Here is a 21,951-nt window from a genome sequence, read left to right on the forward strand (position 1 = left end):
TAGTTATCGGGCATTGGGCATTGAGCAATGCCCAATTACCTATTTACTTATTCTATGCGCTGTAAACTACCAGAGTGCTTTAACTGATACAAGGTGGCGTTGCCAGTGCAAAATAAGACTGTGGTGATTTCGGCGATTAATACTTCAGCAAGTTCCGCAACTGCTGTCTCTGATGTTGCTGCTGCTTGCAGGAAAGGCATTGCTAAACCAGCTATATCTGCTCCCAAGGCGATCGCAGCTGCAATATCCAATCCATGACGCAAACCTCCCGAAGCAATTAAGGGCACATCTGGAGCGATCGCTCTAATAGTTGTAATGCACTCTGCCGTTGGTAAACCCCAATCGGCAAAAGTCTTCCCTAAGCGACGTTGTAAGGGATTTTCTGCCCGTTCGCTTTCTACCTTTGCCCAAGAAGTACCCCCCGCACCCGCCACATCAATTGCTGCTACTCCGGCGGCGATTAGTTTGTTGGCGATCGCTGCTGAAATGCCGTTACCAACTTCCTTTGCAATCACTGGTACTGGCAGTTTGCCGCACAATTCAGATATCTTGTCAAGCAACCCCCGGAAATTAGTATCACCTTTGGGTTGAATGCACTCTTGTAGAGGGTTAATGTGTAAAATCAGGGCATCAGCCTCTAAGATATCAACTACCCGCAAACATTCATCTAAACCGTACTTATAGTTAAGTTGCACAGCGCCCAAGTTCGCAAATAAGAGAACATCGGGGGCATACTTGCGAACAGCAAAAGTATCAGCTACCTGGGGTTTTTCTACTGCTACGCGCTGGGAACCGACACCCATTGCAATTTTGTAGTGTTGCGCGACTTGGGCTAAACGTTGGTTAATGATTGCGGCTTGTTCTGTTCCCCCAGTCATGGAAGAAATTAACAAGGGTGCGTCAAGGTGTTTCTCCAGGAAAGTTGTACTGATATCAATATCGTTGTGGTTAAGTTCGGGTAAGCAAGAATGGGTGAAACGATAACGTTCCAGTCCATTGGTGATTTGATGAGACTGAACATCTTCCTCTAAACAGATCCGAATGTGATCGGCTTTGCGATTCTGGGTTTGTGCAGAGATATTGGTAGGGGCGTTCACTGGTGGATATGGCTAAAAGTATTTGCTTGCGATCGCTATTGTTACATTGTCTGCAACCGTATTTGTATAACAAAAATATTTATTTTCCCTATGTTTAGGGTACGTTACGCTATTGATAACATATCCATTCCCTAATTTTATGAGTTAATTAATATGGTTTTACAAACAGAACAACGCTATACCCCAGAAGAATATTTGGAATTAGAAGAGAAGGCTGAATATAAAAATGAATACAAAGATGGAGAAATTATACCAATAATAGGAGAGACAACTAATCACAATAAAATTGCCGGAAATTTTTGTCGAAAATTCCCTTTAACAGTGCAAGCACAAGATTATGACATCTACATAAGCCATATTAAAGTATGGATACCCCTGTATCGCCTCTATACTTATCCTGATATTATAGTCATCAAAGGTAAGCCTATTTATGAGGGAACAGGTACAACAACTATTACTAATCCCTTATTAATTGTTGAAGTCTTATCAAATTCAACTAAAAATTATGACAAAACAGATAAGTTTAAATATTATCGTTCAATTCCTGGTTTTCAAGAATATATTATGATTGACCAGTATAGTTTTGCTGTGGAACAATTTGCAAAGCAAGCAGAAGGTCAATGGATTTTTAAAGAATATGAAGGTGAAGATGCAGTTTTAGTTTTAAATTCTATCGAATTTCAAATTACCTTGCGTGATATTTATGAGCGAGTTGATTTTGAGTTGATTGAGGAATAAAACTGCGATCCTGCAATGCCTGCGGCGGGCTACGCCTACGCAAAACATGGGCATCATTCACAGTGAATGATGCCTACTTGTTGCTCATTACGCCGTCTGTGTAGAAGCCGCTTTTGAGTCTGCGGTGGATTTTAAACGTGTGATGGTGGCTTTACGAATGCGATCGCTCTTGCGTACCCCGCCTGTCATCTCGTATTCCCGGCTGTCTTTGCCATACTTCAATGCCACACCACTGACTAAGCGCTCTGAGGTTTCCCGAATTGTCTTTTCAAGGGTTTCTATGTTTGCCTTTGCTGAATCAATGGCAGTTAGCATCATATTATACTCATCAATCTGGTTGCGGAGTTGCCCGGTTAACTGGGTTAAATGGTTTAAGCTGATCGAATCACCAAAGTCGAGGCTGGAATTAATCGATTTAAATCCGATTACTCTCTGTTCGGTTTTTTCTAGCACGGGAGAGGTTCTTTTTTGGCGTGGCATCAATGCAGACTTTTTACTAAACTTTATCTTTCTAGAGTGTCTCAATGGCACAATATAGTGGTTCAGTAAAACTTGCAAAAAAAGGTGTTTTTTGTAATAAGATTGGATTACTAGCTCAGTAATTACACGACAATAAACTTGTGTTCTGAACGAATAAGCTCGTGTTCTGGACGAATAGGCTCGTGTTCTGAACGAATAAGCTCGTGTTCTGAACGAATAAGCTCGTGTTCTGAACGAATAAGCTCGTGTTCTGAACGAATAAGCTCGTGTTCTGAACGAATAAGCTTGTGTTCTGAACGAATGAGCTTGTGTTCTGAACGAATGAGCTTGTGTTCTGAACGAATAAGCTCGTGTTGTGGACGAACAAGAGAGACGCGATAAATCGCCGTCTCTACAAAGCGTTAATTTTGATCAAAAAACCCGATGCGAACCGAATTGCACGCAATCGAGAAACGTGTCACAAATAGATCATATTGTAGAGACGCGATTCATCGCGTCTAATTTTGATCAAAAAACCCGATGCAAACCGAATTGCACGCAATCGAAAAACGTGTCACAAATAGACCATATTGTAGAGACGCGATTCATCGCGTCTTAAACCAAGGATGTATTGCAATCATTAATTAAATTGGTATTAGATTTTTTCATGCAATTAAACCGGATTCCTGTAACAACCAATATAGCCACAGCCCCTTTTTGCTTGCAAAGAGGGGCTTATGATACTATTGCTCCTCAGAACGGCGATGTCTGGGTAACAGGCTCTTTTTCTGTTTTTCTTGCAAACTGCTAGCTTGTTTCACAAGTGAGATCGACTCTTTAACGATCCAGATTAAAACCTCGATTGGTGAGTCTCCTTGCTGAATGAGGTTTTCGGCATTTACGCCAATTAACATTGTTTCTAAAATTAGCAAGAAAGCGTAGGCGTAGCCCGCACTTCGGCTGCGCTCAGTGGCCCTCGTAGACATCGCTCTTTGTCTTGCACTTTGACCACGTTTTTTAGCTGACATCAGAATTCACCTTGTTTTTAGGCTTACAAGGTCAATTATTTTTTTGGGTATTTCCCCAGACACATCCCCCACGCAACGTCTATAATGCTTGTATCATCAGGTTTTGCGGTTTGGGGAAGCTTGTTTGTTTGGGTAATTAAAAATTATTTGACTGATGTCAAGAAATATTCGTGGAGATGAATCAGCTTTAGAGAATGTAATCAGTCTGGTAGAAGCATTGCTGCAACTGTCGGTAGAGCAAGATTGTGAGTCAAAACTTCCACTTTGCGTTGTCTGGAATGCTGATAAGCTGCGAATTACCGGATATAAAAGCGAACAGACAAGAGGAAACAGAAGCAAAACAACTGAAGTTGGTACAAAGAAGGAATATTTACTCAACCAGATTAAAGATGCTGGCAAAACTTTAAAACTTCCCTGGCAAAAAGCACAACTTAACGTTTCTCAGGAAAAAAGAGAATTAGACGAGCTTCAAACTGCACTCGACTGGTTGAAAAAGTTGGGAGTGCGAGAAGACCAAAAATCTACAAAAAGTCAAGGTTATTGGAAATTTACCCTGACGCTAAAACATCAGACGGCAACGATAAAAGATAATCTGGAGGTAGTTAAACAGAAGTGGAAAGAATACCAAAAGACAAATTTAAAAGAAATATCCCAGGTAGAAACAACAGATAATAGCTTCGATTGGCAAGAAATCTGCGGCGCTATGCTGGAAAAGCACAAGCGTCTCACCACAAATGAGTTGCTGTTTGCTGATGATGAGATGAAATTTGAGTTAAAGGAAATTCATGTACCTTTAGCATTGGTGGAGCGTAACAAACCGAAGAAGTGCAGTGAGGATATTTCCGCAGAACAAGGTTCACGACTTTACGAACCGAGTTATGAAGAGAAGCAGCGATTTGAACATGAGGCTTTTTTAGAGCAAATTATCCGTGATGGTGTTGGTAAAACTCAAGGACACCGCATCGCTTTAATTGGGGAACCGGGTGCGGGCAAAACTACTCAGTTGCAAACTATAGCTTTTTGGATATTAAAGAAGAATCTGGGTTTACCAATTTGGATTTCTTTGGCAGACTTGCAAGGAAAGAGTGTAGAAAATTATCTGCTGCAAGATTGGCTGAAGAATGCTTTAGAAGTCGTGCGTGTAACAGAAGAACAGGAAAACGCTTTTGCAGATTTATTCAAGAATAATCGTGTGTGGTTGTTGTTGGATGCAGCAGATGAAATGTCTTCACCCCAACCATTAACTGAGATTTCCCAGCAATTGACGGGATGGGTGAAAAATGCGCGGGTTGCGCTGACTTGTCGAGTGAATGTTTGGGAAGCAAACGCCAACGCTTTAGAAAATTTTGAGACGTATCGGTTACTCAATTTTGAATATCCGCAACAAGTGCAAGAGTTTATTGGGCGTTGGTTTCACAACAAGGATGCAGACAAAGACGAAAGATTATGGCAGGAATTAGATAAACCTGAACGTCAGCGCATCCAAGATTTAGTTAAAAATCCTTTGCGGTTAGCGCTGTTGTGTAGCACTTGGCAAGGTTCTGATAAAGGTTTACCGGAAACTAAAGCCGGACTTTATCAGCAGTTTGTGGAAGAGTTTTACAAGTGGAAACAAAACCGCTTCCCTACCACAGAAGAGCAGCAAGAGGAATTAAACGCTGCGTTGGGACGTTTGGCAAAACGGGCAATCGATCAAGAAACGTCACGGTTTCGGCTACGACATAAGTTTGTGCGTGAGGAACTAGGTGATGCAAAACAGCAAAATTCTTTATTTTCGTTAGCGTTAAAGTTGGGATGGCTAAATGAAGTTGGGCTGGCTGCGGAATCAGCAACGAAAGAGAAAGTTTACGCTTTTTACCATCCCACATTTGAGGAATATTTTGCAGCGTTGGCGATCGATGATTGCGACGAGTTTCTGAATCATGTTCCCGACAACCCTGCGCTAGGTGTTTATCGCATTTTTGCTCCGCAGTGGAAAGAAGTGATTTTGCTGTGGTTGGGACGTGAGGATGTGGGGAGGAAGGAGAAGGAAGAGTTTATTCAGGTGCTGCTGGAATTTGATGATGGGTGCGGAGAATACAGAGCTATTGATAGAGTCAGAAGGGGATTTTATGAGTTTCGCGCTTATTTTCTCGCTGCTGCGGCGCTTGATGAGTGGAAAAATTCTTGTAACGCAGATGCTATTGTGGCGGAAATAGTTAAATGGCACTTTGGCGAGTTTAAGGTTGAACAAAACAAGGGGGTAGAATTTCTCAGACCAATCGCAGAGGGAGCAAAGACAGCACTGCCTCAGACAAATCGCATAAAAGCGATCGCTGCTTTGGTGGAGTTAATCGGCAATCCACAACTGAATGATTTTACCCGAATGCAAGCGGCATATAGCTTAGAGAAAATTGACCCAGGCAACCAAATAGTGATAGCTGCTTTGGTGGAGTTAATCGGCAATCCACAACTGGATGATTTTATCCGAAGGGTACCGGTAGCAATCTTAGAGAAAATCGGCTCTGGCAACAAAGAAGCGATCGCTGTTTTGGTGGAGTTAATCGGCAATCCACAACTGGATGATTCTACCCGAATCCAAGCGGCAGAAAGCTTAGGGAAAATTGACCCTGGCAACGAAAAAGCGATCGCTGTTTTGGTGGAGTTAATCGGCAATCCACAACTGGATGATTCTACCCGAATCCAAGTGGCAGAAAGCTTAGGGAAAATTGACCCTGGCAACGAAAAAGCGGTCGCTGCTTTGGTGGAGTTAATCGGCAATCCACAACTGTATGATTTTACCCGAAGGGAAGCGGCATCAAACCTAGGGAAAATTGACCCTGGCAACGAAGAAGCGATCGCTGCTTTGGTGGAGTTAATCGGCAAACCACAACTGGATGATTCTACCCGAACGCTAGCGGCATCAAACCTAGGGAAAATTGGCTCTGGCAACGAAGAAGCGATCGCTGCTTTGGTGGAGTTAATCGGCAAACCACAACTGGATGATTTTACCCGAACGCTAGCGGCATCAAACCTAGGGAAAATTGACCCTGGCAACGAAAAAGCGATCGCTGCTTTGGTGGAGTTAATCGGCAATCCACAACTGGATGATTATACCCGAAGGGAGGCGGCAGAAAGCTTAGGGAAAATTGACCCTGGCAACGAAAAAGCGATCGCTGCTTTGGTGGAGTTAATCGGCAAACCACAACTGGATGATTCTGCCCGAAGGCAAGCGGCAGAAAGCTTAGGGGAAATTGACCCTGGCAACCAAAAAGTGATTGATGCTTTGGTGGAAATCGGCAAACCACTACTGGATGATAGATGGCTAGCGGCAGAAAGCTTAGGGAAAATTCTGTCAGAGGAACAGATGCCGAGTGTTGTCACCGTATTGAAGGATTACTTATCACCTGAAACTTACAAAAATGACTTTAAGCGATTTGATAATTGCTACAAAGTTATCTGGAAGTGCGCCCAAAGTATGCACTATCCAGCTTTTTATCAAGCTTGGCATCAACAAGAGAAAGTGAAAGATCGAGAGTAAGAAAGAAAAATACTTCCTCCAGCCAAAACATAAGCGAAATGTAGAAGCAGCAATCCCTTGTAAAGACGCGATTCATCACATCTCGTAAGCGTCTGGTAAATCTATCGCGTCCGATATTTCCGCAATCCAGGGAATGCGACGCCCCTAATAAAACAGATATTGTGAACAGAATGGGAATGCGATCGCAAAAACGATCGCCCCTTGTAGAGACGCGATGAATCGCGTCTTTCTTTCTTTCCCACATTTACATAGCGCGAATAATTCTGAGTTTTTTGGGTTGGCAATTACATCAATGCAAAGCAATAATTGCATAAATTTTTGTATAAAAGATGTAATCATGAATAATGATGAGCCTCAACCAAAAAACGACAAACCTAAATACAAAGGTAAATATCGAATTGATTCAACACGTTTACCAGCGTGGAGTTATGCCAGCAATGCCGGATATTTCATTACTATTTGCACCGACGGGAAAAAATGCTTTTTTGGTGAGGTTGTACAGGGTGAAATGCAGCGATCGCCAATTGGAGAAATTGCTCATAAATTGTGGTACGAGATTCCTAATCATTTTTCTAATTGTCAGATAGATTCGTTTTGCGTCATGCCTAATCATATTCATGGGATTTTGGTTATTAATCAAATACGAGAAGGAGACGTGATGAATCCACTAACACAGGAAGAAGACGCGATTCATCGCGTCTCTACAAGTCAACAGGGGGATGGTGAACGGGGCGGGGTTACTGGGTTATTTAATCCGATGTTGTCTAAAAATTCCCTTTCTAAAATTATTAGGTGGTACAAGGGACGATGTTCATTTGAAATTAATCAAATATATGAAGGTTTTGGATGGCAAGAAAGGTTTCATGACAACATCATTCGTAATGAATTCGCCCGCGATCGCATTAGACAATATATTATCAATAACCCAATCAATTGGGAACGCGATCGCGAACAACCACCCCATCCCCCCTTGTAGAGACGCGATTCATCGCGTCTTCTTGTGTTTGATTCATCATTATTGACGCGTATAACGATGTTTCACCCCAATAGGAAAATATTCAAAATCACCCATTGGCGCTAACGTAACCTGTGGCGTTTGATATTCTGCGGGAACATAATTAGCAAACTCGCTATTTAAACGTAGCAGTTGTGAAAGAATAGAAGATGCGATCGCAAGTCTTCGCTCTTCACTACCCTCTACCCCTGCTCCTAACTCCACAACCACAGATAAAAATCGATTTTTGTCAGCATCTTCCTTCACCTGCAACACAAACTTACCCGTCACCCATTCTTGAATTCCTGGTTGTTCTAATCCCACCGTTACATTTTCGGGATAGATATTTGCGCCAAAGTAGGAAACTGTAAAGTTAGAACGACCGAATACATAAACGAAAGGTAGTTGATGAATACCTCTAGGTAATTCTTGAGTGTTAAAACGCAGATTTTCGAGCGGGTTAAATCCCCATTCTGCTAAAAATTGCAGCATGGCATCATAACTAATTATTCCGCCAGTATCTAAAATGTCATAACGCACTAAAGGAATGCCGTTATCCCCCGAAAATAACAATCCGCCATCGTGAACTTCAAAAAAGCGAGTGAAGGGATCGTATTGTACCAGCGTGGGTAAACGCGATTCCCCAAATAAAGCTCTAGCGGCATCGGGATTTTCTGCCAAAAAACGGCGAATGCAGATACTTAACGGTGTTTCATTACCCAAAACTCCTGCATCCGCAGTGCCGTAAAGTGATGCAAAATCATAGCAAGGATTTTGTGAGCCAACTCTTTCACCAACTAAACTCCGCCATTCTTCACTAAATACTTCTCCCGCCATCACTAATTTAATCTGATATTGCTGCCACTCCACACCACGGGCGATACCAGTATCAATCACATCTTTTAAAAATGGCGGGTATCCCAATAACACCACTTGTTCAAAAGTGGAACCAAGTTCCTGCACAACTCGCAATATTTCTTCTTTATTGTTACCAGGAGTAATTACGGTGATGGGATAACCTTTGCTAGCAAGATAACGACAGCAATTAGTAGTAAACATTCCACCTACCCAAGTGCCCAAAGTGAAACAAATCACAGCTAGGGTACGTCTAGTATCTGAATAAAAACTATCGTGAAAAATCTGTTCAAAGCGTGTGGCGATTTGGAGTTCATCTGTGAAAAAACGAGGCCAAAATGTCGGTTTACCACTAGAACCTGATGAAGCAGCTATCATGTCGCACGCTTCTAGTTGTCCGTTGCGGCACAAGTCAGCTAAGGGATAACGCAGGATATAATTTTGTTTAGCGATCGCTGGGAGTTTCTGAAAATCCTCCAAGGTTTGGATAGTCGCGGGATTAATTTCCCTTTCTGCTAAAAAAGCCTTGTAGGCAGGTATATTAGCCGCCACATCGTGAAATAAACTCAAAGCTGTTGAAGTTTGAGTGTTGAGATGCCGTTGTAGTAGAGTTTCTAGGGGGGTAGACAAAAAATCTTCAAATGCTTTAATTACTTGCTGCTGTCTTGATTTGCGGTTCATGACGCTTGTTGTTTATCCTGAAGTAGAACCAACACCGTTACTTGCTGCCAGTATTTTAGCTGTTATCTAATACCCCCAAAACCCCAGAGATTCTTAGCAACAGAGATTTAATATAGGAACACTCCGCTCCTAACGTTTGGTAAGATATCCGAAAATGAGGGTATGCGCGTTGTAGTCATTCAATAAAACCTTTATTTATCCTTCAGCACCATGCAGCTCTATTGCAGTAAACAACACACAAATAATGGTAGTAACCGCTTTTGTACCCATTGTGGTGAGCCATTACCTCTTGCTGTGGGACAGGTTGTGGATAATCGCTATCAAATTATCCGTCAATTAGGGCAGGGCGGCTTTGGACGCACCTATTTGGCGGAGGATATAAATAAATCCCATCAAACATGTGTGCTGAAGGAATTTGCACCCCAAGTACAAGAACATCAAGATTTACAAAAAGCGAAAGAGTTATTTGAGCGAGAAGCCAATGTTCTGAAAAAACTCCAGCATCCACAAATTCCGCGTTTTCACGCCTCGCTACAAGTGAAGATAGGCACTAAAGATTTTTTCTTTCTAGTGCAAGATTATGTAGATGGTGACAATTACTACCAATTATTAGAACAGCGTGAGAGTCAAGGAAAGACTTTCAGTGAAGAGGAAGTAATCACCCTACTGCAACAGATTTTACCCGTATTATCCTACATCCACTCGCGAGATGTAGTTCACCGTGATATCTCTCCCGATAATTTGATTTGGCGGCGTTCTGATAATCTGCCAGTGCTAATTGATTTTGGTGGTGTCAAACAATTGCCAGCTTCTCAAGGTTTTTGGCGGACTAAGTTAGCGGAAAATAACACTTTGCTGGGTAAAAAGGGCTACGCCCCAGAAGAACAGCTACGGCAGGGAAAAGCATTTTTTAGTAGTGATTTATATTCTTTAGCGGTGACATCACTAGTGTTGCTCACAGGACAAGAACCGCAAAAATTATACGACAGCTACCAGGGAATTTGGGGATGGGGAAAGGAAATTCGAGTTAGTCCCCAACTGGAAGCGGTATTAAAAAAGATGCTGGCTTATAAACCGAGCGATCGCTACCAACGAGCCGAGCAGATCCTCAAAGATTTACCATCGTCAACTGCGACTAAATCCCCAGGTAATTATATTACTACCAAGATTAAGACAATGGTAGTAGCTCCGGGAAGACAACGCGCCAGTGCTGTGATGAGTAGATTCCAAAACAAAACGCAAGCAATTGCTAAACCGAGAACTTTGCCCGTTTGGATTCGCCCTTTTGTGATGAGTCTCGGCGGAACGGCTTTAGTTGTCTTAAGTGGCGCAGGTGCTTGGGCGGTGGTAAATGCGGTCATCCGGAGTGTAACTTCAATCACTATTCCATCAATATCATTACCGCAAATTCCACAGTTCCCAAATCCGATTGGAAAACCAGTCAGTGACAAAGGAAAAAACAGCGGTCTCCAGGAAATTATCAATCGTCGTCAAGAGCTAGAAATTACTGAAGGATTTTTTACTCCATTTGTAGATAATTTATTTTATACAAAAAAACCAGAATTAAAGGGACGTAGCCTGACATCTAAACCTGAAGATGCTGGTTTACGAGATGAATGGTCTGGTATCGCTGACGATTTATTGGATAAACTAGAACAGGCTAACCTCAGTACAGCATCTCGTCGCAAATTGGGGAACTATAGTCAAAAAGATTATGCAATATGGAGACAACAAGCGCGATCGGGGCAGTTGGGGAACTATACAATTGATCGGCTGACCAAAGACACAAATGAAAAATTTGATCGGTTGTTTCCCGATCAGGAGCGTGGGAAACTGAATCAAAAGACTTTTGGTCAAATTTGGTATGCGATCGCAGATGATCAAGTCAGTAAAGTACAATCTGGCAAGTAACGGCACTGGAGACTGGGGAAGAGTAATTAATAACAAATGACAAATGACAAATAACAAATGACTAAAATATATTGTTCTAAAGGACATGAAAATTCCCCAGGTAGTCGCTTTTGTCTCCAGTGTGGTGAAAATTTGTTGGGTACGCCCATGAGTTATGGTATCCAACCAGGACTAACTTTAGGCGATCGCTATGTAATTGTGCGTCAAATTGGCCAGGGTGGCTTTGGACGCACTTATTTAGCTGAAGATGTCAATCGTTTCCGCGAACTTTGTGTTTTAAAAGAATTTTCCCCCCAAGTTCAAACCGCTTACGTTGTCCAAAAAGCTGAAGAACTGTTTGAGAGAGAAGCTAGTGTTCTTTATAAACTGCAACATCCCCAAATTCCTCGTTTCCGGGAACTGCTTCGGATGAACTTAGGGGGGAAAGAATATCTGTTTTTGGTGCAAGATTATGTAGAAGGGGAAACATACAACTCGTTGTTAAATGCCCGGTTACAGCAGGGTTTGCGCTTTACAGAGGCGGAAGTCCGCCAATTGTTGCAGCAAATTTTGCCAGTGTTGGAGTATATCCACTCCATAGGCGTTATTCATCGAGATATTTCTCCAGATAACTTAATGCTTCGCACTGTTGACAAACTACCAGTATTAATTGATTTTGGTGGTGTAAAACAAGTAGTAGCAACGGTTGCTTCCCAATATTACCAACCTGGCGTAGTTGCATCTTCCCCATCACCAACCCTATTAGGTAAGGTAGGATTTGCTCCCCCAGAACAGATGCAGACTGGGTTAGTATCTCCCCACAGCGACTTGTATGCAATGGCCGCAACAATGCTGGTTTTACTAACAGGAAAACAACCTCAAGAATTAATTGATACCTATAATCTCACCTGGCAGTGGCAACGGGAAGTAAGCCTGAGTCAAACTTTGGCACAGGTATTAGATAAAATGTTATCTGCCAGACCAAGCGATCGCTATCAATCAGCCCGTCAAGTACTCCAAGCTATCAACCCACCCCCAGCTAACTTTCCCCCAACTCAATATCCCACAGCACCAGAACCAACATCCGCCACTGTCGCCGTCTCTCCACCTCCTCCATCACCCTCATACCCCTCATCTCCTCCATCCCCTCAACCCACAAGCTGGTGGACACCAACAAAAACCTTCCTTGTGGCGGCGGTAGCATTTAGTACGATTGGATTGATTTGGTGGGGAGTCAATAGCAGTCGAGATGTGGGGGAAGTCAAACCCGATCCTACAGCCAGACCAATTCCAACCAGTGAGCAACCGACCGATCCTTTAGCGCAATATTCACCAGCAGAAAGGGAACGCAAAGAAAGATTAAGCGATCGCCGTCAACAGTTGGGTATTAACTCTAACTTCTACGTGAACTTGGTGAATCAAGTTTTTTGGGATAGAAATCCCAGTTTACGAGGACGCACTCTCAGTGATAGCTCTGAAGATGAGGGTTTGCGGGCAGAATGGGATAAAACAGCCTCAGAATTGCTGGAAAAACTTGCACCATTGAGTTCAAATACACGCCGACAACTGGGAAGTTACACAACTGCTGAACGCGATCGCTGGAAAGTAGAAGTCAACAAAATCAACGTTGGTAGTCGTTCTTTGTTTGATTTGGGAGATGCTGCTTTTTTAGGTGTATTTCCTGAACAGCGAGGTAAAGATTTTCGAGATCAGCCGATTGGACAAGTTTGGTACGGATTTGTTAGCGATAAACTCAGTGCTATCCTCGCCGGTAGCGCTTTCCAAAAACTTGTCTTTGATCCGGGCGCTACTGGCAAAACAGTCAGCGGTACTCTTCAAGCTGGTGGTGGCAAAGTATTCATTGCTGGACTTGCTAAAAATCAATCTATGGAATTGAAACTACAAGCAAATTCCCAAGTCTTGTTATCAGTCTATTCCCCCTCTGGCAAAATCCAATTTTTAGAAGATTCTACCCAGCGTAGTTTGTCAACTAAATTACCAGAAAACGGATTTTACGAGTTTGTTGTGGTTTCCACAGCATCGAAACCAGTAGATTATCAACTCAGCATTACAGCGGAAAATTCCACCCCTCCCCCATCACCAACACCAACACCAACGCCCACGGAAACACCCACGCCAACACCCACGCCCACGCCCACAGAAACCCCCACGCCAACGCCAACTCCCACAGAAACCCCCACTCCTACGACGACACCAACGCCAGAGACAGCACCTCAGTAAAGGACGTTGCATAGTTGCGGAATGATTAACTTCCAAAATTCTCCCCCTGCTTCCCCTGCCTCCCCTGCCTCAAATTATCCCTTGTCCACAACCCCTAAACGCAACGCAATTCGCTGGTATTTCGTTGCATCATAGGGTCTACCTCTGTGCATCACTTGTGAGTTGTCCCAAAAAATAATATCTCCTGGCTGCCAAACATGGGAGTAGACTGGCGTGCAGTCTAGAACAGTCGCAAACAAATCCTCCCAGAAACGTTTTGCTTCCTCTGGTCGATCTTCCATACCAACTGCGATCGCAGTGTCCGAACCTAAATATAATCCCTTTTTACCAGTGACTTTGTGAGTGGACACAATGGGATGCAGTTTCTTCGGTATATCAGTATCTACATTGGGTTTTTTAGAAAACATTGGTGGTGAGTGATACATCGACATCTGCTCTAACTGCTGCTGATGTTGAGGATCTAGGTTATTGTACGCTTCCACCATATCGAGGAACTCAGTAGTGTGAGGTTGCCCATCTACACCTTCCGGCACTTGTATTCCATAAAGCATCACAACATATAGTGCGTTCATATCCAGTCCCTCTGCACGGGGGAGACCATCTTTATCATGATGCCATTGCCATGCATATTTCCCGGCTGGATCGGCAACCGGCCCTTTAGGATTGCCCAATATATAGACATCTTGGCTTTGTAAATCTGGACTAATCTCAGGATCTAATGTTTTCGGAGGGCCGCCAAACATAAAATCGCCAAAGGTCTGCTTGGCAAATTCTTTTAATTGTTGTGCAGTCATCTGTTGCTGTCTGACGACTACAACGCCATGTTCCCAGAGTGATTCCTTTAATTCACGCGACTCTAGATTTGTGAGGTCGCTAAGATTGCAACACCGCAGGACTTCAACTCCGAGTCTTGGTTGATGTTTAGTTATTGGAGTCATTGTTATGCAATTGTTTTTGGAGCAAGCAAACTATATAGTCAATTAGTGTAGAGAGGAAATTGATCTAGTAGTATCTTACCTAAGAAAGTTGGCAAGTCAAAAATGTTGTACTACGGTTTATTCCATAAGCTAAACTCTGGTACACTCGCAAATTTATAACCAAGTATATTAAATATCGAAACGGCTACTAATCAAAGTCTGTGGGTAAATCTGGATTGCGGTAATGTTGAAAAAGCTGGGTAATTTGCGTAGGTGTCACACGTCCGAGAGAAAGTTCTGGTAACGCATCTTCAGGAAAAAAGCCTACTTCTTCAGTTTCAATACTTGATGATGGAGAACCACCGATAATTTCACAGTGAAAAAACAGCTTATAGACATAAAACGGCAATGGTGGATGTCCCTGTTTGTTTCTGTCAAAGACTGCTAGTAATTTGATAGCGCGTGCTTGATATCCAGATTCTTCATATACTTCTTTCACAACTACCTGACTGGGCGACTCGCCAACATCAGCCCATCCACCAGGTAAAGTCCAGCAGCCGTCAGCTCTTTCCTTGACTAACAATATAGTATCATCACAAAAAATTGCTCCTCGCACATCAACTTTAGGAGTTGCATATCCTAGTTCACGGCTAAATAAATCGAGGACATAGCTGTGTTCTACATTTGAGTAAGTCGCCATAATTTCCGTGGCGATCGCTCGTAATTGTTTATAGCGTTCAATGTCAAAAGGGCCTTCAGAATAAGTCAAACCATTTTGAGCTATCGCTTGTAACTTTTGCGCCCATTCCAGCCATTGAGTTTCCACAGTTTTTCCTCTATTTAATGTAGAGACGTTACATGTAACGTCTCTACATAATTCTAAAGATGGCTATTAAGCATCATCTAAAGCTGCAATTCCAGGCAATACCTTGCCTTCAAGTAACTCCAAGCTAGCGCCGCCGCCGGTGGAGATATGGCTCATTTGGTCAGCTAAACCAACCTTTTCCACAGCCGCTACTGAGTCACCGCCGCCAATGATGGTAGTTGTGCCAGTTTTACCAATTTCGGCGAGGGTATGAGCGATCGCTTCTGTACCTGCCGCAAACTTATCAAACTCAAACACACCCATTGGCCCGTTCCAAATTACCGTTTTGGTATCTGCAAGGGCTTCTTGGAAAAACTTCACCGAGTCTGGCCCAATATCCAAACCCATCCAACCATCTGGGATATTCTCAATGCTAACGGTTTGAGAATTGGCATCAGGGGCAAAGTTATCTGCTAATACAACATCTGTGGGCAGCAATAAAGCAACGCCCCGTTCTTTAGCCTTAGCTTCCAAAGACTTCGCTAGTTCTAGCTTGTCTTCTTCCACCAACGACTTACCGACATTCAAACCACGGGCTTTGTAGAACGTGAAAATCATCCCACCGCCAATGATCAGCTTGTCGCACTTCTCCAGCAACGTTTCAATCACGCCAATTTTACTGGAAACTTTGGAACCACCAATAATTGCTGCCAAAGGACGTTGGGGATTTTCGATGGCGTTTTGCAGATATTGCAATTCCTTCTCAACCAAATATCCAGCCACAGAAGGGCTGAGGAATTTAGTCACACCTTCAGTAGAAGCATGGGCGCGGTGTGCAGTACCAAAAGCATCATTTACATAGAAATCAGCATTAGCTGCCAATTTTTTCGCAAATTCTGGGTCATTTTTCTCTTCTTCTGGATAAAAACGGACATTTTCCAGTAACAGCACTTGGCCATTTTGCAACGCGCCAACTTTAGCTGCAACTTCATCGCCAATGGAGTCATCAGTTTTAACGACTTCTTGCCCTAGTAACTCCGAGAGACGCTTGGCAACGGGAGTTAGGCGTAATTTGTCATCTACACCCTTGGGACGACCAAAATGGCTGGCGAGAATGACCTTAGCTCCCTTCTGCGTCAAATCTTTGATGGTTGGTAAAGCGGCGCGAATGCGAGTATCGTCGGTAATGTTGCCTTGATCGTCCACAGGCACATTAAAGTCAACCCGCACTAAGGCACGTTTTCCAGATATATCAGCCGAAGATAAACTTGCTAAACTTTTTTTGGACACACCAAACTCTCCTGATTGCCTTTTTGTTATTGTTTTGAAAGTAGAACCATCAAGATTTTACCGGAGTCAGGGGTGCCCAAGTGACAGATATATTTAAGACAGTACTATTTCCTATCGATCAAAGCCGGGAAACGCGGGAAGCTGCTGACGTTGTTACCAACGTAGTCAAAAAGTACGGCAGTCGGTTGGTGCTGCTATCTGTGGTAGAAGAACCACCTCCAGACGCGCCTAGCGCCGATCCGATGGTGTTACCAGAGGTAGTTGCCAAACTGCTAGAAAATGCCCAATCTTTATTTTCTGGGCAAGGAATTCAATCCGAAACCCTGGAAAGACAAGGCAAACCAGCTTTTACTATCTGCGATGTCGCTGATGAAATCGGGGCAGATTTAATTATCATGGGCTGTCGGGGGCTAGGTTTGACTGAAGAGGGAGCGGATGATAGCGTTACCACTCGTGTGATTAACCTTTCCCCTTGCCCAGTGTTGATTGTGCCTTAGCAGTGGTCAGTGCCCAGGAGCCAGTGTGTTATTGAATACTGGTAAATTTGTAGTGCGATCGCCATTAAAAAAGAGCGCAAAAGGACGAATGTCACGAAGAAAAGGTGAAACCCTTGCTTATTCTGGCTGTGGGAGTGTAGAGGAAGTAGTTGATTTGTAAGTATTATTTGGTTTTTAATTCTTCACTGTGCAACCCTTACACCCAAAAGTCAGGCAGATTAAGGATTTGCGCTTTTCTTAGTGCCATTCGTCTGTATACCTAATTAAAGGTTTATTGTTTTAGATACCTCTCCCTGATCCGATCAAAACCCAAAGCACAGTCTACTGATCAGGAATCTCAAACACAATTTACAGTGGAGCAGCGCCAAAAAAGGCGATTTCCTCAACATTCAAGACATTAAGGGTGAACTCATCACGTTTAATGGTGTAATTATTGGAGTTGCCTAGAATGGTGTAATCACTTTTTAAATCAGACAGAATTAGTTTGTCCCATCCCGATCCACCATTGATTGTGGCATTACCGTAACCAACATCAAATGTGTCGGCTCCACATCCACCTTTAAGCAAGACATTGGCAATAGCGCCCCCTTGGTCTGAAATCGGTTTACCGCTATCATCAATTCGACGGGCTTTAAAGTAATCGTTACCGCTTCCGCCATCAATTGTGCCACCTTGGATGCCAATGCTGCTACCATACCCAGTAAGGGTATCATCTCCTGCCCCTCCACAGATAATGCCATTAGTATTAACAATACCTATGCCTTTACTAATGCCAGTACCGACAAGGGTATCCTTGCCATCGCCTAAACTGATGCTGCCACTGTTAAGAATGCCTGTACCTACACCGGGTTCATAATCTCCAAAAGGGGTACCATAGTCCCCTCTACCGCCGGTGCCTGTGCCAGAGATTAAGTCGTTTCCCTGCCCTCCACTGATCGTGCTACCCTTACTGTTAGAGATGCCTATACCGTTACCTGGAGGGGTATTAAGCCTATCGGGCGATGCTAACGCCTCACCGCCCTTGCCGATACCAGTAATAGAATCGTTTCCTTTCCCTCCACTAATAACGCTACCATCACTGTTGAAGATGCCTGTACCATCTCCTCCAATATTATAAATAGTTCCAGTTCCGGAGATGGAGTCCTTCCCTTCTCCCCCATTAATATCGCTGCCACCACTGTTGAAGATTCCTACACCAGCACCTCCACCTCGTCCATTTCCAGTTCCCTTGATAGAGTCGTCCCCTTTTCCTCCATCAATGTGGCTATCCTGAGTATTATTGATGCCTTTAGCAAAGCCTCTTAAAAAATCGTTGCCTCTGTTTCCGGTTCCGGAGATCAAATCTTTTCCGTCTCCTCCATTAATGTAGCCGCCTTGAGTGTTAGAGATACCTATACCAGGTGCAAAGCTTAGATACTCGAAACCGTCAGTGCCTGTGCCAGAGATAGTATCATCTCCTTTCCCTGCATTGATGATGCCACTGTTAGCAATGCCTGTGCCAGTGCCTGCGCCAGTGCCTGCGCCCTCACTGCTGGAGAAATCTTCGTCGCCACCAGTGGCACTACCCTTGATAGTGTCGTTACCTCCTCTAGTATCGATGACTCCGTTTTTTAGAACCTCAATTCCAATTGCTAGGAATGCATTATCCTCTTGACCCACCACTAGATCGGAACCAGAAGTGCCTAAGAATGGGGGAAAAGAAACAATTAGTCTGGGCATAATATAACTTTCCTCAATTGAGTGTGATAGAGTTTTAACCCCTGACAGTCTTGCTCTTTGAATAAGAATTCTTTAAGTCAGAATTCACAGAGAACTCTGAGATCAGGCTTTCTTCGATCAGAATTTCATAGAGTCAGAACTAGAAAGTTTCAGACTTGATAAGTATTGATTAACGAATTCTTTGTCGTGATCCCAACGACCTCTATGGATGTTAATGACAAAAAACAATGTGTTATTCGACACTTGAAAACAGTAAGCAGCTTATAAGCTGATAGTACTTACATAGCGGAAATTTACTTAGATTTATATAATCTCATACAAATCTTTGCAGGATCTTCATGTTTATTGCTGGAAAATGTATATAAGAGTACTGTTTTTTATCTATCCTTTATATTTTCATCTCACAGTTCGCGTAATAAGCCAATTTGCGGGTTATAAAATTCTGGATGCTTTGTAACCCTCGGTTCAGGCGATTGTACATGACAAGTTGAAGGTTCTTTAAGTGCAACCTTAACTTAGAGTCAACTCAATACTAAAAGGGTTAACTCGTCTTCCAGTATTAAAATTAACTTATTAAATAAATATTTCTGGGAGAGCCAAAGCTTTGTGAAAGCCATTCTACAATTTGGATTTGCCCCCTTGGAGTGCACCTCGATATATTAGTGCAATTACCTTAACCTCTCACGAATGGTTCTAAGTACTAGCATTAAGATTCACTTTTCCTGTTTGTCATTTGTATTTACAAATGACAAACAGAAAATTCTGAGTGCTGGAAGTCGGCGCTCAGAATTTTGGAAACAAACTTTGCATGTTTACACGCTTTGCTTAACAGCTTAAAAGCGATAATTGCGATCGCGCACCCACATGCTAACTGGCACTGCTTTACCCTGTGGATCTACTTTCGCCTTCACCACAATGGGTGGTACTTGTCCTCTGCGGGCACGTTGGGCTTGCAAGTCGTTCCTAATCTGCTGCCGTTGGTTTTCTGGGATGTAATATGTTTCCAAACCGTAGTTAACAGAGCCATCCTCATAAACACCTTTTAAGGCTACCTGATTGGCTCTAAGAGTTGTGGGGCGATCGCTACTCACTCGCAACGGTCTCCAAGCTCTAGGAACACCGCGACCAGAGGATAGTTGCTCTTGCAAAGTCACATAAATGTTGGTTCCTTCAGGCAATCTTCTGCCACTTCCCCGACCTTTGCTAACTAATGTTTGCCAACCGGGCAGTCTACTCAAATTTGCGGTGCGGGATATGTTGTAATCTAACGCTAGAGTGTTACCTTCTAGCACATTGTTAGGGTCTACAGGTACGGTTTGCAAAATCACCGTCTTACCTGTCACGTCTGTATAAAGGGCTTGGGCTGGTACTGCCATAATTAGCCCTGTTTGTAGCGCCAGGGGAGCTAGTAACCGCCAAAAAGGCAAAGACTTATTCGATTTTTGTTCACTAGCAATCAAGTAATCCCGAAAAGTCACCTTACTAGAGAATTCGGCTTCAGGAGACAAGGGTTTATTTTTAGATTCAGAAGAACTATTAGTCATGAGCGTAGTCCTAAAAAGCAGAGGTAATGAGGAGGTCAAAAGTAACCAGATTAGGACTGACGCAGAGAAACTTTAAAAACTTTGACGCACAGAGATTTCAGAATTTTAGATTTTAGATTTTAGATTTTAGATTTTTTATTGAATCCAAAATTTAAAAGTCAAAATCTAAAATTTGCACTACTTTTTACTTGTAGAGCTACCACCAGGTAAGCGGCGTTCAAACCAGAGTCCAGCGCTAATTAAAGCAGAACCGCACAAAACAAAGACTAGGGACTTGAAAAGTAAATCGGTATCATACTCTTGCACCCGACTGATAATTTGCAGTGTTACTAACAACATACCGCCCCAAAAAGAACTTCTGTTGCTTAATTTCAATCCTTCTTGAATTAGTCCCCAGGCTAATGTTGCTATAAGTACATTGAAAATAAAAACACCAAGTTCATCAATCCGGCTGATAGTTTGATGCCAAAAAGGTACTAGGGTAATAAAGACAAGAAAGGTACCAATAACAGCAGTCGTGAAAATCACTTCGCGGCGCGGAGGGTTATTTCTTTGACGCAGTAGAAACAACCATTGCAATACTGCCAAGCCACTGAGAATTCCCAAATCGATGATCGGCAGAGACTCGAATAAGTTTGTCAAATTCGTTGGCTGATTATAGCCATAATCTGGAGATTCCCAAACCCAACGAAAAGACAGAACATAAAAGACAACGCCAAAGCTTACCAATGCTAAATTACGGGCCAGGGATTGAAACAACCTGTAATTTATGGTTGGAAACAGCAAGTCATCATAACTCCAGAATAATGCAGGTGGGAGTGCAAAAGCAAAAGATGCCACCCAAGGGGCGATATCAGCATAATTCAGCAGTGGCAGAGGATTGAGGTTGGCTTGTAAAGAACTAGCAAAAACAAAGGCTGCTAGACCAAAAATCCAACGCGATCGGCAGAAGTAGGCTAAGGGTACAAACACCAGCCATGCCAACAGAGGCATATGCTGCACCACTAGCCGCGACCAAGTTAACTCACCTGAAGCGTACCACAAGTCTTCTAGTCCAGTCCAATACCCGATTTCCACCAGGGCAATTGACAGAATTCCTAAAGAATTTAAGGACAAACTGAAGGCCATCACCACAACACCCAACCCCCAGGCGAGAAACAGTTGGGAAGTTGAACCGGCAATATTGAACATCTGGGCCATTAGCAGTAAATTTGCACCGAAAATGAAGGCACTTAAAATTAGCAACCCTTCTCCCAGTAAGCGTTTGCTTCGTTCTGGCTTCTTCCCTTCAGGTTGTCTCCAGTTATAAAAACCAGTGATTGCGATCGCAAAAAACAAACTCATCATTAGAATAAATTTGACTTCTCGCGATCCTCCCTGCCAGTTTCCTGATACAAAAGTAATAATGCCTAAGCACAAAAGGATGCTGCCTATAGCGATCGCGATCGCTTTATTGCGATCGCGTGCAGCAGCTTCCAGGTTTTTAAATTGATAACGTTCTGCTATTTGCTCATACAGCGAAGAACTAATTAATCCTTCATCCCTCCATAGTTGTGCTTCTTTGCGTAATTTTTGCGGAAAACTATCTAATAACATGACCTTCTCCGGTGCAGTGGGGTAGCTTGGCCATTGCGATCCCAATGGCGGTCATTATATTTTGAGTATGAAGCCAAAAG

Annotated in this window: 18 protein-coding genes; 7 read left to right on the forward strand and 11 right to left on the reverse strand. The window is 43.1% G+C overall.

Features of this window, described 5'->3' with window-relative positions; genetic code table 11:
• Positions 1-47: 47 nt before the first annotated feature.
• Positions 48-1,097 carry a type 2 isopentenyl-diphosphate Delta-isomerase gene (gene fni, locus RM347_RS27885; protein WP_322721400.1) on the reverse strand — a complete coding sequence of 350 codons (1,050 nt, stop codon included), beginning with the start codon at positions 1,095-1,097 and terminating at the stop codon, positions 48-50.
• Between the two features lie 153 nt (positions 1,098-1,250).
• Here fni and RM347_RS27890 point away from each other — a divergent pair, with 153 nt between their 5' ends.
• Positions 1,251-1,835, forward strand: a complete 585-nt coding sequence (locus RM347_RS27890; protein WP_322721401.1) for a Uma2 family endonuclease — start codon at positions 1,251-1,253, stop codon at positions 1,833-1,835.
• Between the two features lie 87 nt (positions 1,836-1,922).
• On the opposite strand, the gene RM347_RS27895 is transcribed toward RM347_RS27890, so the two are convergent.
• Both RM347_RS27895 and RM347_RS27900 read right to left on the reverse strand, forming a co-directional pair.
• On the reverse strand, positions 1,923-2,315 hold the full coding sequence (locus RM347_RS27895; protein ID WP_322721402.1) for a hypothetical protein: 393 nt from the start codon (positions 2,313-2,315) through the stop codon (positions 1,923-1,925).
• 722 nt (positions 2,316-3,037) lie between these two features.
• Positions 3,038-3,322, reverse strand: coding sequence for a hypothetical protein (locus RM347_RS27900; protein WP_322721403.1), 285 nt, complete (start codon positions 3,320-3,322; stop codon positions 3,038-3,040).
• Positions 3,323-3,476: 154 nt separating this feature from the next.
• Here RM347_RS27900 and RM347_RS27905 point away from each other — a divergent pair, with 154 nt between their 5' ends.
• The gene (locus RM347_RS27905) at positions 3,477-6,842 is read left to right on the forward strand and encodes a HEAT repeat domain-containing protein (protein WP_322721405.1); all 3,366 of its coding nucleotides are present in this window, start codon (positions 3,477-3,479) and stop codon (positions 6,840-6,842) included.
• 144 nt (positions 6,843-6,986) lie between these two features.
• Here RM347_RS27905 and RM347_RS27910 read toward each other — a convergent pair whose 3' ends face one another.
• Entirely contained in the window at positions 6,987-7,154 is a 168-nt protein-coding gene (locus RM347_RS27910; protein WP_322721406.1) for a hypothetical protein, read from the reverse strand.
• A 25-nt stretch (positions 7,155-7,179) separates the two neighbouring features.
• Between RM347_RS27910 and RM347_RS27915 the strand changes: the two genes are divergently transcribed.
• Entirely contained in the window at positions 7,180-7,818 is a 639-nt protein-coding gene (locus RM347_RS27915; protein ID WP_322721407.1) for a transposase, read from the forward strand.
• A gap of 39 nt (positions 7,819-7,857) precedes the next feature.
• Here the strand turns inward: RM347_RS27915 and RM347_RS27920 are convergent, their stop codons facing one another.
• Positions 7,858-9,372 (reverse strand): phenylacetate--CoA ligase family protein, encoded by a 1,515-nt coding sequence (locus tag RM347_RS27920; protein ID WP_322721408.1) that lies wholly within the window; start codon positions 9,370-9,372, stop codon positions 7,858-7,860.
• Positions 9,373-9,582: 210 nt separating this feature from the next.
• Between RM347_RS27920 and RM347_RS27925 the strand changes: the two genes are divergently transcribed.
• Positions 9,583-11,283, forward strand: coding sequence for a serine/threonine-protein kinase (locus tag RM347_RS27925; protein ID WP_322721409.1), 1,701 nt, complete (start codon positions 9,583-9,585; stop codon positions 11,281-11,283).
• Positions 11,284-11,340: 57 nt separating this feature from the next.
• Entirely contained in the window at positions 11,341-13,503 is a 2,163-nt protein-coding gene (locus RM347_RS27930; RefSeq protein ID WP_322721410.1) for a serine/threonine-protein kinase, read from the forward strand.
• 74 nt (positions 13,504-13,577) lie between these two features.
• On the opposite strand, the gene RM347_RS27935 is transcribed toward RM347_RS27930, so the two are convergent.
• From RM347_RS27935 to RM347_RS27945, 3 genes are all read right to left on the reverse strand, one after another.
• On the reverse strand, positions 13,578-14,441 hold the full coding sequence (locus RM347_RS27935) for a TauD/TfdA dioxygenase family protein (protein ID WP_322721411.1): 864 nt from the start codon (positions 14,439-14,441) through the stop codon (positions 13,578-13,580).
• 187 nt (positions 14,442-14,628) lie between these two features.
• On the reverse strand, positions 14,629-15,246 hold the full coding sequence (locus RM347_RS27940; protein WP_322721412.1) for an NUDIX hydrolase: 618 nt from the start codon (positions 15,244-15,246) through the stop codon (positions 14,629-14,631).
• A gap of 66 nt (positions 15,247-15,312) precedes the next feature.
• Positions 15,313-16,515: a phosphoglycerate kinase gene (locus tag RM347_RS27945; RefSeq protein WP_322721413.1), complete on the reverse strand. Its 1,203-nt coding sequence runs from the start codon at positions 16,513-16,515 to the stop codon at positions 15,313-15,315.
• An 89-nt stretch (positions 16,516-16,604) separates the two neighbouring features.
• On the opposite strand from RM347_RS27945, the gene RM347_RS27950 reads away from it, so the two are divergent.
• On the forward strand, positions 16,605-17,012 hold the full coding sequence (locus RM347_RS27950) for a universal stress protein (RefSeq protein ID WP_322721433.1): 408 nt from the start codon (positions 16,605-16,607) through the stop codon (positions 17,010-17,012).
• Between the two features lie 25 nt (positions 17,013-17,037).
• A complete protein-coding gene (locus RM347_RS27955) occupies positions 17,038-17,172 on the forward strand; it encodes a hypothetical protein (RefSeq protein ID WP_322721415.1) in 135 nt (44 codons plus the stop codon).
• A gap of 188 nt (positions 17,173-17,360) precedes the next feature.
• Here RM347_RS27955 and RM347_RS27960 read toward each other — a convergent pair whose 3' ends face one another.
• From RM347_RS27960 to RM347_RS27970, 3 genes are all read right to left on the reverse strand, one after another.
• Positions 17,361-18,731, reverse strand: coding sequence for a hypothetical protein (locus tag RM347_RS27960; protein ID WP_322721416.1), 1,371 nt, complete (start codon positions 18,729-18,731; stop codon positions 17,361-17,363).
• A gap of 833 nt (positions 18,732-19,564) precedes the next feature.
• On the reverse strand, positions 19,565-20,275 hold the full coding sequence (locus tag RM347_RS27965) for a GDYXXLXY domain-containing protein (RefSeq protein WP_322721417.1): 711 nt from the start codon (positions 20,273-20,275) through the stop codon (positions 19,565-19,567).
• 177 nt (positions 20,276-20,452) lie between these two features.
• A complete protein-coding gene (locus tag RM347_RS27970) occupies positions 20,453-21,871 on the reverse strand; it encodes a DUF2157 domain-containing protein (protein WP_322721418.1) in 1,419 nt (472 codons plus the stop codon).
• Positions 21,872-21,951: the final 80 nt, after the last annotated feature.

Origin of the sequence: Nostoc sp. ChiQUE02 (assembly GCF_034531305.2) — a bacterium.
GTDB lineage: Bacteria > Cyanobacteriota > Cyanobacteriia > Cyanobacteriales > Nostocaceae > Nostoc.